Annotated in this window: 11 protein-coding genes; all 11 read right to left on the reverse strand. The window is 65.5% G+C overall.

The features are described from left to right. Nucleotides 1-13 precede the first annotated feature (13 nt). The 11 genes from KP003_RS17310 to KP003_RS21530 all read right to left on the reverse strand — a co-directional run bounded on the left by KP003_RS17310 (nt 14) and on the right by KP003_RS21530 (nt 15,783). On the reverse strand, nt 14-295 hold the full coding sequence (locus KP003_RS17310) for a hypothetical protein (RefSeq protein WP_216789325.1): 282 nt from the start codon (nt 293-295) through the stop codon (nt 14-16). A gap of 41 nt (nt 296-336) precedes the next feature. Next, nucleotides 337-1,827: an AgmX/PglI C-terminal domain-containing protein gene (locus KP003_RS17315; protein ID WP_239027566.1), complete on the reverse strand. Its 1,491-nt coding sequence runs from the start codon at nt 1,825-1,827 to the stop codon at nt 337-339. 10 nt (nt 1,828-1,837) lie between these two features. After that, the gene (locus KP003_RS17320) at nt 1,838-2,332 is read right to left on the reverse strand and encodes an ExbD/TolR family protein (RefSeq protein ID WP_216789329.1); all 495 of its coding nucleotides are present in this window, start codon (nt 2,330-2,332) and stop codon (nt 1,838-1,840) included. Further along, nucleotides 2,329-2,829: an ExbD/TolR family protein gene (locus tag KP003_RS17325; protein WP_216497537.1), complete on the reverse strand. Its 501-nt coding sequence runs from the start codon at nt 2,827-2,829 to the stop codon at nt 2,329-2,331. Before KP003_RS17325 ends, KP003_RS17320 begins: the two co-directional genes overlap by 4 nt. 34 nt (nt 2,830-2,863) lie before the next feature. After that, entirely contained in the window at nt 2,864-3,499 is a 636-nt protein-coding gene (locus KP003_RS17330; RefSeq protein WP_216789331.1) for a MotA/TolQ/ExbB proton channel family protein, read from the reverse strand. Between the two features lie 64 nt (nt 3,500-3,563). After that, nucleotides 3,564-3,938, reverse strand: a complete 375-nt coding sequence (locus KP003_RS17335; RefSeq protein ID WP_216789332.1) for a hypothetical protein — start codon at nt 3,936-3,938, stop codon at nt 3,564-3,566. Between the two features lie 87 nt (nt 3,939-4,025). Further along, entirely contained in the window at nt 4,026-4,739 is a 714-nt protein-coding gene (locus tag KP003_RS17340; RefSeq protein ID WP_216789337.1) for a tetratricopeptide repeat protein, read from the reverse strand. Continuing rightward, nucleotides 4,736-7,999: a tetratricopeptide repeat protein gene (locus KP003_RS17345; protein ID WP_217300016.1), complete on the reverse strand. Its 3,264-nt coding sequence runs from the start codon at nt 7,997-7,999 to the stop codon at nt 4,736-4,738. Before KP003_RS17345 ends, KP003_RS17340 begins: the two co-directional genes overlap by 4 nt. Continuing rightward, complete coding sequence (locus tag KP003_RS17350) at nt 7,996-9,900, reverse strand: tetratricopeptide repeat protein (protein ID WP_216789340.1); 1,905 nt, start codon at nt 9,898-9,900, stop codon at nt 7,996-7,998. The genes KP003_RS17345 and KP003_RS17350 overlap by 4 nt, the downstream gene beginning before the upstream one ends. A gap of 3 nt (nt 9,901-9,903) precedes the next feature. Further along, nucleotides 9,904-10,638 (reverse strand): hypothetical protein, encoded by a 735-nt coding sequence (locus KP003_RS17355; RefSeq protein WP_217300017.1) that lies wholly within the window; start codon nt 10,636-10,638, stop codon nt 9,904-9,906. Nucleotides 10,639-10,665: 27 nt separating this feature from the next. Beyond that, nucleotides 10,666-15,783, reverse strand: coding sequence for an OmpA family protein (locus KP003_RS21530; protein ID WP_217300018.1), 5,118 nt, complete (start codon nt 15,781-15,783; stop codon nt 10,666-10,668). Between the last annotated feature and the right edge of the window lie 136 nt (nt 15,784-15,919).

Raw genomic sequence — 15,919 nt, forward strand, 5'->3', positions numbered from 1 at the left:
TCGGGCTGTTGTTTTACTTTCTGCCGCAGTTGCCGGCAAAGCGCCCCCTCATCCTGTCTGCGAACGACTTGTCGCTTTTCATCCTGAAATAGAAGCGGTTCGAGGTCATGGCCATGCAGTTGTCCTGGAGGAAATCGAAGTAGCTCTGTTCATCCTCGTCCTTCAGGGCGACCCGATACCGTTGTATCGTGGAGTCCGCCGGCGTAAGTCTGTTGATCTCGCAACCAGGAAACGCTTTGGTCAAAATGGTCGGTTCGCCCAGCGCAATGATCAGCGTGTCGATGATTACGCCCATACCCTGCCCTCCTTGCGGTCGTGATGTAGGTGCCCGCCGTCTCAACGCGCGGGGAGGAAGTCGATTGGGTACAGGATCGTCGTTTTAGGCACGCCTTCCTTGGGTCCGAAGTTGAACTTTCTGACCCTGTCCACGATCTGGTCACAGAACGCTGCCGCGTTCATGTTGGTCGAATCTACCGAGCAGGCGGAAACGGCACCGCTGGGCTCGATGGCTATGCGCAGCACCATCTTCCCGCGCAGGGTCGGATCCTTGCGCAACTCGGTGTTGTAGATGCGGTAGAGCGCCGCCTTGTAGCGGTCGAACAGTATCTGGATCTCCTCGTCGGTGCGGGCCGCACGTGCGCCCGAACTGAGAGGCCGTCCCTCCTTGGCGCCTCCCGGGCCAGCGATGCCGCTTTTGACCTGCGCAAAGCCCGCGTCGCCGCGTCCCAGCCGGCCGCTTCCACCTCCGCCGATGCTGCGGCCCACCGCGGCAGACCCGATCCCGCCGCTGCCGCCGTTGCCGACGTTGCGGCTTACCGCGCCGTAGCCGCCACCGCTCGGGCCTCCGCCTCCCTGCATCGTGACCAGGGACCGGCTAGCCTGGGCATGTCCCGCCGCATAGTTGGCCGGGTTCGCCAGACGCGCTTCCGCACCGAGATTGGCCGTCGGTGTCTCGTCGATCAGGTCCTTCAGGCTTTCCTTGAAAGCCAGAACGCCGGTGTTCTGGGATTTCTTTGGCGCCGCGGCCTGCTCGACCGCCGCCGGCCTGGGGTGGTCCGGCGCCGGTTTATCCTGCGCCACCGACTGCTTCTTCTCCTCTTTTTTCCCTGCCGTTTCTTCCTTCTTCTCGTCCTTTTTCTCTTCCTTCTTCTCTTCCTTGGCTTTGCGGGGGGGCTCCGGCTTGTGGTACTCCTTGCGGACCATCATCGCCAACCGCTCCGGAACCTCTGCGATCACGGGACGGACCGGCGGCGGCAGGGTCACCGTGAGGACCACGATGGCCAGGAGCAGGGCAAGCAGCATCGAGCTGCACATGGTCCGGCGGTAGCGCCGCTCGACCACCTCGTCGTCGCTCCAGGGCATCACCAGCGTGTGCCCCGGGACCGGGGAGACTTCCCGCTCGACCAGGTACTCCTCGTCGCGCCGCTCGTCCCGGGCGTGCGCATCGTGGATCTCCTCATGCAGGAGGTCCAGTTCCTCCTGGCGCCGGTTCATCTGCGCCCGAAGCCCCGCCTTCCTCTCCAGCGAGCCGCGGATCTCGTCGTCGAACCTGGCGACGCAGCTTTTTATCCGGGACAGGCGCGGCTCCGGATCCTGGATCTCCGGCAGCACGCCCCAGAAGAGCTGTTTCACCTCCAGCGCCGCCAGACGTTCAAGGGCGTCGCAGGCGTCCCGCAAGGCGTCGAAACACGCCCGGTCCGCGGAAAACATGTCCAGTTCCGCTTCCGCCACCTGCATCTGCATCTCCAGGTCCGAGAGCGTCCCCCGTACCTCCTCGATGCGCGCGTTCAGCGGCGCCAATTCCTGTTCCAGTAACGATGTATTCACAGTGCACCCGCTAGGCATGCGAAGCCTTCTGGATGACGGCCAGCGAAATCTTGCCGTATCCGGAAGCCGTGCAGCTCGTCATTATTTTTTTAAGAACCTTGAACGGAATGGTTTTGTCGGCCAACAGCGTGACTTCCCTCGTCTCGTTCTCTGCGACGCCCCCCCCGGTGGCCTTCAGGCTGCTCTCGATCTGGTCCAGCCGGTCGGTGACTTCCCGGACCGTGCCGACGCGGTCGTCGTAGAGGTCCGCGGTGCGCGCCACGGCCTGCCCCTGCACCACCACAGCTTCCGGGGTGACCGAGACCACCACGGTCCCCCTGGGCTTGGTTTCCACCACGGAGGTGGGGAGCGCGAGCCGCTGCTCCGGCATGTCGCCGTTGAAGGAATGGAACAGCAGGAAGAACACCAGCACCGAGAGCACGTCCAGCATGGGGATCAGGTTCAGGAAGGCCTGGCGACGGCTGTTGTTGCGCTCCAGCCGCTTCAAGCGTCTGCTTTCTCTCATGGTGCGTCTCCTATCGATATCTTGGGAAATAGCGCGACCCTGGCCACCTCCTTGCTCCCGGGGGTGCGCACCTCGGCGCCCCGCACCGTGTCCATGACCTGGACCAGGTAATCGTATTCGACCTTGGGCTCCATAAGGACCGTGGCGTCCTCCTTCTGCGGGTACTGCGCCTTCAGGCTGCGCATGACCTCGGAGAGCTTCTCAAGGTCGTACTTGTCGTTTTTCTTCGGGATGGCGGCCTCTACGGACTTCCCGTTGGCGATCTCCAGCCCCGACTTGCGCACGATCACCTCGATGGCAAAGTTCGGCGGGGTGGCGGCGGATGCGCCGGCGCTGGTCGGGACGCTCAATTCCATGATGGTGATACTCGTAAAGACCGCCGTGATGAGCAAAAAGACGACCAAAACAGTGAAGACATCCATCATCGGAGTCAGGTTCAGGATCTCCATGATGTCTTCGTGCGGTTGTTCCTTCTGCCTTCTTCTACGTCTGGCCATAACCTGCTCCTGTCAATTGAGGGGTGAAGATCTCTCAGTACGCGCGCTTGCTGAAGGTGGAGATGGAGTTCAAGGCCTTCACCGACACCATCTCCAGGCTTCCCACGATCTCCCCGGTGGTCGAACTGAGGCGGGCGTGGATCAAAAGCAGCGGGATCGCCGACATGAGACCGAAGGCGGTGCAGTTCATCGCCTCCGAGATGCTGGCCGCGAGCAGCGCCGCTTTCTCGGCGGGGCTTGCGCTGGCCACGGCGGTGAAGGCGGTGATGAGGCCCATGATGGTCCCCAGCAGTCCGAACAGGGTGGCGATGTTGGAGAGGAGCGCCAGGTACGGGGTGCGCTTCTCCAACTGGGGGATGATCTCCATCAGGCTCTCCTCCATGGCGATCTCTATGTCCTCGCGGCGCCTGACCGCTCCCTGGCGCGCAAGCCCCATGGACAGCATCTGGGCGATGGCCGAGTTGTCCTCGTAGACCAGTTCCCTGGCCTTGTCAAAATCCCCCTGGGCCAGCACCGGGTGCACCTCTTCCCACATCTCGCGGTTTTCCTTCTTGACGCGGTTCAGATGGATCCAGCGCTCGACGGAAATGGCGATGCCGGCCGACAGCACCAGCAGAATTGGGAACATGAAGAACCCGCCCATCTGGAAAAACCTTACAATCGTGTGCATCACTTCCTCCTTGCCTGATTGACCTTCTCGGGTCAGTTGATCCGCAGCATGCGGTTGGTTACCTTCAGTTGGTGCGCGAGCCTGCCGCCTGTACCTTGTTCCCGGTGCTCACCTCGTAGAAGGCGACCTCCCGGAGGAAGACGTCCCGGTCCACCGGCACCTGCCGCTCGGTCAGGGTCCGGGCCAGGCTGGTCTCGGCGCCGAGTTCGGAGGTTTTCCAGGGCACGATGAAGAGTGACATGGGCGCCTCCTTGTTGCCCAGGATGGACATCCCGCCGACCATCTTGGCCTCGGGATCAGCGGCGCCGGCAGGCGCGGCCGCGGCCACGTCGACGTTGGGGTCGACGGTGACCGGCCCGGCCGGCTTGTCGTCCTGCGCCACAACCATGGCGACGGGGAAGACCACCAGAAAAAAGCAGAAAAACAGCTTCAACCACATACGCTCCTCCTTGAAACGACGGTGTTTCCCACAAAACGGGTTCTTGTAACGGTGATGAATCCATGGAAACGTTTTCCGCTTCATAACCTATTGCCCGCCCCCTTTACTCATGGCGACCTGTCCGGTGCGGGTCTGCAGGTCCGCGATCCACAGCTTCACCTGCTTGTCGTCGGGGGTGGCCCTGCTGTAGGCCTCGTAGTGCGCCTTGGCGCAGGCGAGGTCCTTCAGGTAGAGATCGCAGAGGATGGCCAGGTTCCTTTCCAGGGGGCGGTACTCGGGGAAGGCCGCCAGGGATTTCTCGTAGGCGGCGCGGGCCTCGACGAAGCGCCCGGCCTTGCGCAACAGCAGTCCGTACTCGTTCCCCGCGACCGGGTGCCCGGGGATCGCCTCCAGCGCGGCCTTCAGGTGCTGCTCGGCCTGTTCGGGCTTGCTCATGTGGCTGTAGGCGCTGGCCGCATTGATGCGGGGCGCGGTGAGGCCGGGCGCCTTGGCGATCACCTTCTCCATGAGTTCCGCGCTCTTTTGGTATTCGCCCGCCTTCAGGAGCTCGTTCGCCTTCTCGAAATCGGCGCGCGCCTGCCCGTCGAGGTTGGACGGCTCCATGATCAGGAAGCCTTCCTTGCCGTCGCCCAGACGCTTCACCGAGGGACCTGAAGGCTGCGGGACCGGTTTCCCGGCCACGGGGAGCGGGGGAGCAATGGGCTCTTTCTTCGCCTGGCCGCCAATCGCGCACCCTGCCAGAACCAGCAGCGAAAGGGCCGGGAGCAGGAAACCGGGACGGCTGATCGTCAATCGCTTCATTTTTTGCCTCCTTTTGCGCGCCGCTTCGCGGCCTGCTTCGATTTCTTCGCCTTGGCCGGTACCGCTTTCGGCGCGACTTCCTTCTTTTCAGCGGGTGCCGCGGCGGTGGCTGCATCGCCCTCCGCCGCGCCCCCCTCGACGGTCCCCTTGCCGGCGCTCTTTCCTTGCTCACCCTCGGCCGGTACCGCCGTCGTCCCCTCGGCGGCATTGCCGGCCGCGGCGGCAGGCTCCGTCGGTGCAGTGGCGTCGCTCAGGACGGGGTTCCCGGCCGCGGGCACGGGCGCCGCCGCCGGCTTCTCGATCTCATAGCTGTAGCTCTCCAGGGAGGCCATGAGTCCGCTGGGGAGTTCAGGCTTGTCGTAGCGCACCGGCAAAAGCTTGGCCAGCTTGCCCAGGCTCTTGTCGATCCAGTCGTTGTAGATGCCCAGGGAGATCAGCTCCATGTTCTTCTCGTGTACCGAGATCGCCTTTTCCTCGAACGGGAAGGCCTGCTCCTCCAGGGCCATCTCGTACTCCTGCATCTCCTGCGGGTTGAGGTCGTCCGGCCGCTCCGAGCCCGTCAGCGCCTTGCTGAAGTGCCCGTAGATCTCCGCCAGGTAGAAGGTCGCCGCCGCGGTCACCTCGCCCACCTCGTACTGCGGCAGCTTGTTGAAGGCCAGGGTGGTCGCCTTCATCAGCTCCTTCTTCTTGCGCAGGTTGGTCTCGAACGGCTTCACCAGGCGGACCTCGGTGAAGCGCTCGTAGGTCTGCTCGGCGAGCACCAGGGCGCCCTTCCCTGCCAGGTATTTCGTGCGCGGGGTGCGCGCCGGGCCGGCTGCTGCGTCGATGGCGACCATCTCCGTCAGTTCGTCGAGGTACGCCTTGCGGTCGTCCTCCTTCAGGATCTCGCAAACCTTGTTGCGCATCTCCAGGTTGACCTCGACCGGCTCAGGGAAGTAACCGACGTAGCGGCGGTACACGGCGAGTGCCTGCTTTTTGTTCCCGGTCTGCTGGTGCAGTTCCGCCGCCAGCATGAGGGATTCCCTTCTGACCTCCTCGTCCTTGAACTCCGTCTCCAGGCGCTCGTACTCGCCGGCGGCCTGGGCGAGCTGCCCGTCTTCCTTGTAGACGTGGGCGAGCTTCCGGGTGACCTCCGGCTGCAGCTCATGTCCCGGGAAGAGCTCCCGGAACCCGGTGAGGACCGCGGTAGCCGCTTTCCACTCCTTGAGCTGGATCAGTGCGACGGAGGCGTCGTATTCGGCGTTCACCCGGATCTTGGAGCCGGCGGCCATGCGCCCGACGCGCAGGAAGTGGTCCGCCGCGCCCCGGTAGTCCTTGGCGGCGTTGGCCTGTTCGCCCTGCTTGTAGATCGAGGCGGCCAGGTTGTCGTTGAAGCCTTCCCGGCTCTTGTCGTCGGCCGGGACCAGGGCCAGCACCTGGACGTAGGCAGCCTCGGCCTCGGGGTATTTCTTCAGTTCGTAACAGGAGTGACCCGCCACCACCCAGGCCGACTTGAGCACCTCCTTGTCGGCGGCCGGGAAAGTCGCGATGAGCTTGCGCCCGACCGTGAGCGCCTGCTCGTAGTCCTTAAGCTCGTAGAGGTCGTCCGCTGCAGCGCCGAGCACGATCGCCGCCTTCTCATGTTCCGGGAAGGCGTCGGCGAACCTGAGCGAGCTCCGCACCCCTTCGCGCTTGACCGTGTCCTTTTCTTCCTCGCGAGCGCCTTTGAGCTGCTCCCGGTAGGCGAAGACGGCCGCGTAGCCCGCGGCGGAAGACTTGTCGTAGCGCGGGTAGTCGTAGGCGGTCTTCTCGTATTCCCGCGCCGCCCGGGCGAAGGAGCGGTTCTCCATGAGCAGGTCGGCCATCTGGTAGTTGATCGCCGCCGACTCGCTCTCCTTGGGGAAGGAGACCAGGAACTCCTCGTACCAGTGCAGTGCCTCCTGGAAACTTGCCTCCTTCTCCCTGGCGTGGCCGGGGTCCTGGTACAGCGCGTGGTAGTGGTGGGCCAGGTCGGTGAAGTTGGTCTTCAGGAAGCCCAGCACCTCGGGGCGCTCGGCCGGTTCGAAATGCTTCCAGTACTCGGCCTTCAGCCCGTAGTTCTTGGCGAATTCCTTCTTCGCCTCGATCACCAGGGTCGGGAAGCCGCCGGCGATGTGGATCTCGATCACGCGCATATGGAACTGCGGCGACACGCGGTGGAAGGGGTTGCGCCCTACGAAGGCGTTGTAGGACGCCGCCGCGTCGCTGTAGCGGCGCTTTTCGTAGTAGAACTCACCCAGGTTGCTGTAGACGCGGTCCTCGTAGGCGCGCTTGCCGTTTTTCTCGAAGTACTCCACGGCCGAGGCGGCGCCGTGCAGGTAGGAGAAGCTCTGGCTGACCACCCGGAAGGTGTCGTCGACCCGCTTGCGCTCCAGGTCGTCCTTGGCCTCGGCGAAGTCATACCCCGTGGTGACCTTGTGGTCCAAAAGGGCGATGAACCGGTGCAGCCCCTCCTCGTAGAGCTCCTGCTTGTAGAAGGTCCAGCCCAGCTTGTACAGGGCCAGCTCGTAGTAGGAGGTGTCGGGACCGATGTCCACCAGCCCCTGGTAGACCGCTTCCGCCTCCAGGTACTGCCTGTGGGTGAAGAAGTACTCGGCCCGGCGGAACTGCACCTCGTTGATGTAGCGCGACTGCGGATAATCCTTCACCATGCGCTGCATGACCGCCATGGCCTGCTCGGTTTCGCCGAGCTCCTCGTAGGAGCGGGACATCTGGTACAGGACCTGGTCGTTCCCCTGGTAGTTGGGGTACTTCTCCAGGAGCTTCTGGTAGAGCGCGATCGCCTCACGCGTCCCGCTCCGCTCCAGTCCCTCGCTCCCCGCTTCGCGCACAGGTCCGGCCGTCTGCGCCCCCGCAAGCGCCCTCCTCTCGAAATCCGCCTCGGTCTCGCCTTGGGCGGGCTGCCCCCCCCCGGAGGAGACGGTGGGCTCCGGCTTGCTGAGCGCCGCTGCCGCGACCCCTCCGGCCGGTGCGCCCTGGGCGGCGGCGAGGTAGCCGTACTCCTTTTCGACCTTCAGGTCGGCGAGGCGGCGGATCGCCGCAGGAGTGAGCGCCGATTCCGGCGTCTGCTCCAGGAAGCGCTGGTACCCCTCCATGGCCTTGTCCAGCCCCCCTTCGATGGGCTCTTCCTTGATTTCGAGCCGCACGTCGCGCAGCTGAGCGAGTGTCTCCCTGCCGCCGCCCGATTGGCACCCGGCAAGAAGCGCGGGGAATGCCAGGAGTAGGAATGCGATTCGCTTCATGGTCCCACCCTCTTTTGAGCCTGCGCCTTGTTGGCGCGGTCGTAGCTGTCCGCGATGGCGAAACGCGCAGTGACCTGGAACTGTTCCAGCCTTGCCCGGCGCTTGGTCATTTCCTCCACGGCCATGGCTTCCAATATTTTCCCCTGGCGTGGCAGCAGGGCTGCCACCTTTTCCCGGGCCGAGGCGATCTGCTGACGCTGCTGCGCGATGGCCCCGTCGTACCCTTGGTAGCTTTGGGTCGCGGCCTGGCGGGTGCGCACGAAGGAGTCGTACTGCCGCTTGAGCAGCTCGGTTTCCCGGTTCAGCCGGTCCAGGTCCTCGAAGGTGTCGGTAAAGCGCTGGTGGTACTGGGTGGCGATGTTCCAGGAGATCACCCCCCGCAGCCGGGCCAGCCGCTGCTTCACGTCGTCGGGAAGCGCACCGCCGCCGGAACGCTCCAGCCGGGAGATCTCCTCCAGGGCGATCCTTTCCTGCGCGGTGGCCAGGTGGTCCGGGCGCGGCGCGGTCAGCATGGCGTGCAGCCGTTTCTCGATGCGGTCGCGCTGCTCCTCACGCAGACGGATCTGGGAGTCGAGCTGCTTGAATGCCTGGTCGATCCCGGGAAGAAGCGGCTCGTAGTAGTCCCGGCGCTTCCTGATCATCTCCTCGAAGGCGTTCAGGTCACCCTCCCAGGCGACGAGCTTGCCGCTCAACTCGTTCAGATCCAGGTAGTTTTTGAGAGACTCCTGGAAATCGTGCGAAGCCATCAAGTCGAGCAGGTAGTAGGTTTCCGGCGCCTCGGGCAGGCTGCGCAGCTTCACCACCCAGTCCGAGTCCTGCTTCAGCTCTTCCCGCGCCAGGGCCTTCAGGAACTTCCCCTCCCGCACCGAGGTGATGGAGGCACCCAGCTTGTCGATCTCTTTTCCGAAGGATTCCAGCGCCTGCCCGTACAAAAGCGCCGCCTTCCCGTAGACCTTCAGCTTCCCGTAGGCAAACGGCATGGCCAGGAGCGCCTCCTGCACCGCGGGGTCGGTCACCTCGCGCCTTGCCAGGATGCTCCAGGGGACCAGCGCCCTTTCGAATTCCCCCTGGTTGGCGTCCGCCCACCCGGAGCCGAGGAGGGCCCGGTTCGAGAAAGGGCCGGTCAGGCGCACCCGGTCCAGGACCAGCTTGGCGCCGGCGCCGTTGTTCTCGTCCAGGAGCTTGTAGCCGAGCACCAGGTTGGACTTGTCCCTGATCGCCTGGCTGGAGGGGTCGAGGCTCGCGAGTTGCCCCGCGCGATCCAGGTACTGCCGCCCGTCCTGCTCCTTTCCCTGCTCCATCAGCGAGATCCCCAGGTTGTAGCCGGTAAAGCCTTCCAGCCCCTTCGCCCCCTGCAGACCCTTCAAAACGCGGGAGGCGTCCTCGAAACGGCCGTTGGCCATGAGGACCTGCGCCCGCAGGAATTCGACGTCGTCGCGGATCCGCTCCGGCACCTCGCCGCGGATGCGTTCCAGGGCCTGCAGTGCCTCCCGCGGCTGATCCTTCCGGAAGTAGAGCCGGGCCAGTCGGTAGATGGCCGCGTTGCGCTGGGGCTCGTCCACCTTCCCCTCGATGACCGCGCGGATGGCGCGCCCGGCGCGCAGGTGCATCCGGTACCCCAGCTCGAAGTCGCCGACGTCGAATTCCGCCTGGTTCAGGTGGGGGTAGAGGGTGTCGAGCGCGGGCTCGTCGACCCGGCGGTGCTGCCCCAGTTCCGTGTCCAGCCGGGCCACCGATTCGAACCACTCCCCCTGGTAGGCGTGGTAGAGCGCCTCCCCGAAGTAGACGTCCTTGAGGTCGCCGGCGGGACGGGAGTCCGCACCGCTCTTCACGGGAGTGCCGGATGCCAGGGCGACGCTCGCGCAGAGCAGACAAACCAGTATGAGAATCAACCTGGACATGGCTTACCAATCCTTCACGGTAATGGTTTTGCCGCCGGCGAGTACCACCCCGACCAGTTTCGGGCCGATCCCCTTGGCGACCTTGAAGTTCTCCTCCCTCTGGAAATCCGCACCGCTCTCCGTCTTGCCGAGCACCGTGACGTGCAGCGGGTGCTCGCCGGTCATGACGTTACCGACGTGGATGCGCTGCACGCCCCCTTTCTTCAGCGCCTCGATCTCGTTGAAGGTGTAGAGGTGCTGGGCCACCTTCTTGCCGTCCAGCTCGATGGTCACGGCGTCGAGCCGGAACTTCTCGTTCCCCTCCAGGGAGACGAAGATGGCGACCTGGGTGTCCGAGGGGTAGAGGAGCTTCTCTTCGAGCCGGTTCAGCTCTGTGGCGATGGAGAGGACGTCCGCCTTGATCTCCTGCACCTGCTCGTCCAGCCCCTTGGTCTGTTCCTTGGCGGCGGCCCGCCTCGCCTCTGCCTTGGCACCCCCCTGTTCGGGCGGGCCTTGCTCGGGGTGGTGCCCCGGTGAACTCTCGCCCCCCTTCGCTGCGGTTCGCGCATCGACACCCTCGGCTGCCACCCGCACATCGATATCCTCGGGTACGGCCTGATCCTCGACGCTCTCCGGAAAAGCCTCTTCCTGCACGCTCCCCTGTCCGGGCTGTACCGGGGCGGTTTCCTGCGCATGGACAGGAAAGCTCAACAGAAGTACCGAGATCCCTGCGATGATTAACTTCCGAACTTTGTTCATGTTTGCCACCCTGTGGTTTGTTAGTTGCTAAATCATCCCTACTACGTTGACGAAGACACCCTGATGCCGGTAACTCATGTCGGTCAGGTCGTCGGAGAAGTCGCTGAAGTTGTAGCCGGCGCCGACCTTGAAGTTGTTGCCCAGATGGCGGTAGAGCCCCAAAAGCACGCCCCTGCGCCGGTCCTGCGCATCCGGCAGGTCGAGCAGGCGCCCTTCGGCGAGCGCGTCCCACTTGTGCAGGAAGTGCCAGTCGACCCGCGCCACGTAGAGGTGGGCGCTGCTGTCGAAGTATTCCGGGTTGACCCGGTCCATGCTGACCTGACCGAGCCGGTAGGCGTACTTCCCTCCGACGCTCCAGCGCTGCGTCAGGTCATAGGTGGCGTCGATGGAGGCGATGTGGCTGCGCTGCATGACCCCCGCGCTCGTGCCGGTGCCGTTTAGCTGCCCGGCCGCAGGCAGGTTGTAGAAGTAGGTGTACTTGACCAGGGCGTTGAGGCGGTCGTTGGCGACGGGACGGTAGGCGTAGCCCACTACCGCCTCCGTGTAGCTGCCGTTGTAGAAATCCCCCTGGGAGCTGGTGCTCTGCGAGTAGTTGAACTTGCCGATCAGCCGCCAGTCCGGGGTCAGCTGGTACTTGAGGCTGTTCTTGAACAGCCAGGTCGTCCGTTTCACACGGCTCAGGTCCGACTGCTCGGCGTCGTCCACCCGGTATTCGACGGCGCTGGAGAGCTTCACCTTCTCGAACCCGTACCCGGCGCTCACCCCAAGCGCCGTCCTCTTGAGGTCCGCTCCGGTGAGGTTGTCGCGCAGGGTGCCGAGCTCCCCCTTTACCCCGAAGTTCAGCCGGTCGGTGGGGGCGAGATCGACGCCGTAGGAGTGGAGCAGGCCGCTTGGGACGTCGCCGTGGCTGTAGCGCTCCTCGCCGTAGACGCTGGCGCTGTCCGAGTAGCGGGTGCGAAAGCCCGAGGTCAGCGACCCTTTCCTCGCCTGCACCCCGTTGTCGGAGCGCTCGTTCTCCAGGGCGTAGTTCAGGTAGAGCGTGGTACGGTCGCTGTAGAGGTACTCGCTGCCGAAGCGCCCCGCGGCGCCCTGGCTCCCACCCGAGACCTCGCCGTTCACCTTGAAGCGGTCGGTCACCCGGTAGGCGCCCCCCACGCCGCCCCGGCCGTTATCCTCGCGGTTGCCGGTGGTAAGGACCGACTGCTGGCCGAAGAGGTAGCCGCTCCAGCGCGCCTTGGTATCGTAGGCGACCTTTCCCACCAGGTCGGTGCGGTCCCCGGTCTCCTGGGTCAGGGGGACCACGGCCGACTTGTCCTTGCGGCTGTCCAGGCGTGCGCCCACACCGGCGCTCCAGTGCTCGTCCACCTGGTAGTTGGCGTTCACCTCGGCCGCAGTGGTCTCGAGCCCCTGGTCCACGCTGCGCCGGTCTGCCTTGAGGTTCACCTTCAGCCGCTCGTTCACCGGGACCTCGGCCGTCCCGCCGATCTGGGTGGTCTCCTTTTCCGCTGCCTGGCCCGGCGCCGAGTACCCCGCCTCCAGGAACTGGCTGTAGAGGGTGAAGCGTCCCCGCCAGTCCTTGTTGAAATCCTGCAGCCCGAGGCTCGCGTCGACCCGATAGGCGTTGGCGGCGGTCGCGGCATCGACGGGTGCCTGCACGGTGCCGTAGTTGAAGCCGCCGTCGAGCGAGGTGGAGGTGAAGAGCCCGGCGCCCTTGCTGCGGCCGGTCTCCACCTTGAGCCAGGTGGCCGCCGACTGGCGCAGGGTGAGGTCGGCGCCGGCGAGGCTCTCGTCGATGTCTCCCTCCTTGCCGCCGGTGCCGGTCAGGCCGAGCTTCACGTGATCGCCGAACCAGTAGTGGGCCCGGCCGCCGAAGGTCATGGTGTCCAGCTCCGCGACTCCCGGCGTGTACTCGTAGCGGGCCACCAGGAAGACCGGGTTGCCGCCGATGGTGTCGCTGTGCACGAGGAGGTTGTCCGCCGCCGTCGACTCCAGGGGCTGGGTCAGGACCAGGCGCCCCTGCAGGTAGTCGACGTCGTAGTCCTGCACCGGGGTCAGGTCCTTCACCGACAGCACGATGCCCGAATCTTTGTCCCGGATCTCGATGCGCACCCGCTCGGAACCCTGCAGGATATCCTGGCGGCGCAGGTAATAAAGGGAGCCGCCGGTGCCGCGGAATTCGTCGCGGCCGGCCACCGTCCCCGGCTCGGCGGCGAAACCGTCGACCATGAAGCGCTTCTCGCCGAAGCTGGTGACGCCGGGAACCTGGTAGTGGAGGTTCGCGCCGTAGAGCCCGCGGTCCACGTGGGCCAGGTCGTTATCCAGGTAGCCGACCCTGAAGTTGCCCCACAGGCCGTAGTTCTGGTCCTTTTTCAGCTTGGCGTAGAACTTCCCGCTGGTCGGTGCGTCCTCCAGCACCGTGCCGTCGTCGCCGTAGGTCGGGAGGTGGTAATCCTGGTCGATGCGCCTGAAGAGCGACTCGGGCGACTTGTCCAGGAAGTTGGTGAAGATCTCGTCCAGGGGACCTTCACGCGTGTCGGCGCTGGCGGTGAGCCCCCAGCCGTCGCCGAACTCCCCCTTGGTGTAGAAGGCGAGGCGCCCCTCGGCGTTGAAGTCGTGGCTGTACCGCGGCCGGTCCGGGGCGAGGAGCTGCGCCGGGCCGCTGGTCTTGTCGGCGGACAGGGTCAGGTCCGCGATCCCGACGGTGAACCAGTTGTTCTTGGGCATGGAGAGGTCGCGCAGGAAGAGCTCGCCGTTGCCGGACTTGTCGAGCACCGCCACCTCGACCGTGTGCATCCCCTTGGGGAGGATCTCCTCGACGATGAAGCGCCCCTTGGCGTCCACCGGTCCCGGGTATCCGGCCAGCCAGACCCGGTGCTCTGGCGGAATCGAGCTGCCGTAGGCCTGGACGGTGCCGCCGTTGACCGGGATGTTCCTCTGCGCGATGCGGCTGCCGCCGTAGCCGGCCAGAAGCTCCCTTTCCGGGTCGGACTGGGCGGCGCCCGGCTCGAGCTGTTCGACCACCCAAAGCGGCTGGGGCACAGTCTCGTCATAGTTCCCCTGCGTGTCGTAGACGCGGACCAGGTACTTGAGCTCGCGGGCGGGGGTGACCGGGTTGTCGAAGTTCGCGCTCCACTGCGCCGTACCCTCGCCGTCCATGGGGACCACTGCCAGCGGGAGATCGCGCACCGAACGGGCCTCCTCGAAGATCCTCACCTCGGCGCGCTTGATGAAGCTGTGGTAGTTGGCGTAGAGGCGGAAGCGGACCAGGTTCTCGGGGAACTCCGTCCCGGGGAGATCCTGGTAGCGGATGCTGCGCGGCCAGGCGGTCACGTTCAGCCGGGGCTCGCTCCTCAGGTCGTCGTACTTGAACTCGATCCTGGCGCGCTCCAGCGCCACGTCGGTGCAGCGCTGCAGGTCGGGGATGCTCTTGTTCAGGTCGTCGACCGGCTTTCCGTCCACGGAGATGCGCAGGAGGTTGAGCGCCAGGGGATCGGCCGTGTTCACCTCGCGGGTCATGCGGACGATGTCCACACCCTCGTAGTCGTTGATGGGGACCTGCTCGTCATAGACGACCTGCACCTCGACCCGCGACTCTCCCGTGCCGGTGAAGCCGGTGGCGACCACGTCCGCGGACTGCACGTAGCCCCGCCCCTCGAACTCCGCCTGCTTGACGGCAAGCCCCATCTTCTCGCTCGCGGCGGTCATGCTGCGGCGGGCGCGCGCCGTGGCCCAGCCGATGTCGTCGCCGTAGACGGCGGCGGTGCGCCGGTCCAGCCGCTCGTTGTTGATGTAGCCGGTGAAGCGCAGGCGTACGTTGCTTCGGTCCTTGATCTCGTCCATGAGCCGCCCCAGCCGCTCGGTGTACCCCTCGGGGAGCACCGGGTTGCCGTCCTGGAACAGGATCGGGGGAACAGCCCCGGAGGGAGGGTCGTAGACCCTGGTGACGGTCTCGGCGCCGGCGTCCTCCGGGCAGAGCTGCGGTTCGTCGGATAGTTCCTGCATGGCATCGTCGTGCCAGAACTCGACCGCGACGCGCCGGTTGCGCGCCCTTCCCTGCGGCGTGTCGTTTGAGGCCACCGGCTGGGTGGCCCCCTTCCCCTCGCTTTCAAAGGAGACGGGGGCTCCCTTCAGGGCGTCCTGCACGGCGAGGGCCACGCGCCGGGCGACCGCCTTGGAAAGCCCCAGCTGGTCGCCGTAGATCCGCTCGTCGCGGGCCTCAAGCGGCGTGGTGTCGCTGTAGGCGATGAACTTGACGGCGATGTTCTGCTTGCCGGTCAGGTTGTTCAGCGCCTGCCGGATCTGCTGCCGGAACTCCTCCGGCACGGTGACCAGGGCCGCGTCGTACTGCAGGGGGGCGACCAGGTTCCTGACGCGGACCCGATGGGCGAGCCCTTCCTTGTAGCGCATCTTGCAGACCGTCTCGGTGCGGCAGACCTTGACCCGGTTCACCTGCGCCGGGACGACCACCTCCTTTTCCACCATCTTCTCGCCGATCTCGTCGTACCAGACCTCGACCTCCACCCGCCGGTTCAGCGCCCTCCCCTCCTCGGTCGCGTTGGAGGCGACCGGCTTGGCGTCCCCCATCCCCTCGTAGGAGATCGCCTCCGGGGGAAGCCCCAGGGCGCGCTGGCAGTATTCGGCCGTGGTGCCGGCGCGCTCCCGGGACAGGCCGGTGTTGTCGCCGAACTTCGCCTGCAGCGCCCCGCTCAGCCTTTGCGTGTCGGCGTGCCCTACGAAGTGGAGCCGGACGTTGGCGCGGCCGCGCATCTTCTCCAGCACGCCGCGCAGAAGCTCCAGGTACTCCCGGGTGATCTCCGCCTCGCCGGTGCGAAACCGGATGGGGGGGACCAGGTCGGCCAGCTTGACCGTCTTCACTTCTTTCTCGGCGACCTGGCGCTTCTCGGTTCGGTCCCCCTGGTCCTGCGCGAAGACGGACGGGTCGAGGAGCCACGGGGTGTAGGTCGCATCCTTGGGGAGGTGCCCCTCGGTCGTTTCACCGCACCCGGCGGCCTCCCTGACTTTCGGGGCTGCCGTCGCGGTCGCCGCCTTGGTGGCCGCCGGCGCGCTCTCCGCACGGGCGGCGGTCTCGGCTCCGACCATCGAGGCCAGGATCATGAATGTAAGGGCGATACTTTGCTTCACCATTGGTCCCATCCATCTACCCAAACAGGTTGAGTTGCCTTGTTGAATGCCATTTTTATCTTCCCGCCGCATGCGTCCCCCTCCCTTGCGGGAGGGGGGTATGGGGGTGGGGGCCCCCTGGGAACAGGGGAGGGAGAGC

This window comes from Geomonas diazotrophica (assembly GCF_019063885.1).
Lineage (GTDB): Bacteria > Desulfobacterota > Desulfuromonadia > Geobacterales > Geobacteraceae > Geomonas > Geomonas diazotrophica.

Coding starts and splice junctions, on each gene's coding strand:
- KP003_RS17355 (WP_217300017.1), bottom strand. CDS start 10,638: ATGAACAAAGTTCGGAAGTTAATCATCGCAGGGATCTCGGTACTTCTG.
- KP003_RS17340 (WP_216789337.1), bottom strand. CDS start 4,739: ATGAAGCGATTGACGATCAGCCGTCCCGGTTTCCTGCTCCCGGCCCTT.
- KP003_RS17325 (WP_216497537.1), bottom strand. CDS start 2,829: ATGGCCAGACGTAGAAGAAGGCAGAAGGAACAACCGCACGAAGACATC.
- KP003_RS17335 (WP_216789332.1), bottom strand. CDS start 3,938: ATGTGGTTGAAGCTGTTTTTCTGCTTTTTTCTGGTGGTCTTCCCCGTC.
- KP003_RS17345 (WP_217300016.1), bottom strand. CDS start 7,999: ATGAAGCGAATCGCATTCCTACTCCTGGCATTCCCCGCGCTTCTTGCC.
- KP003_RS17330 (WP_216789331.1), bottom strand. CDS start 3,499: ATGCACACGATTGTAAGGTTTTTCCAGATGGGCGGGTTCTTCATGTTC.
- KP003_RS21530 (WP_217300018.1), bottom strand. CDS start 15,783: ATGGTGAAGCAAAGTATCGCCCTTACATTCATGATCCTGGCCTCGATG.
- KP003_RS17350 (WP_216789340.1), bottom strand. CDS start 9,900: ATGTCCAGGTTGATTCTCATACTGGTTTGTCTGCTCTGCGCGAGCGTC.
- KP003_RS17320 (WP_216789329.1), bottom strand. CDS start 2,332: ATGAGAGAAAGCAGACGCTTGAAGCGGCTGGAGCGCAACAACAGCCGT.
- KP003_RS17310 (WP_216789325.1), bottom strand. CDS start 295: ATGGGCGTAATCATCGACACGCTGATCATTGCGCTGGGCGAACCGACC.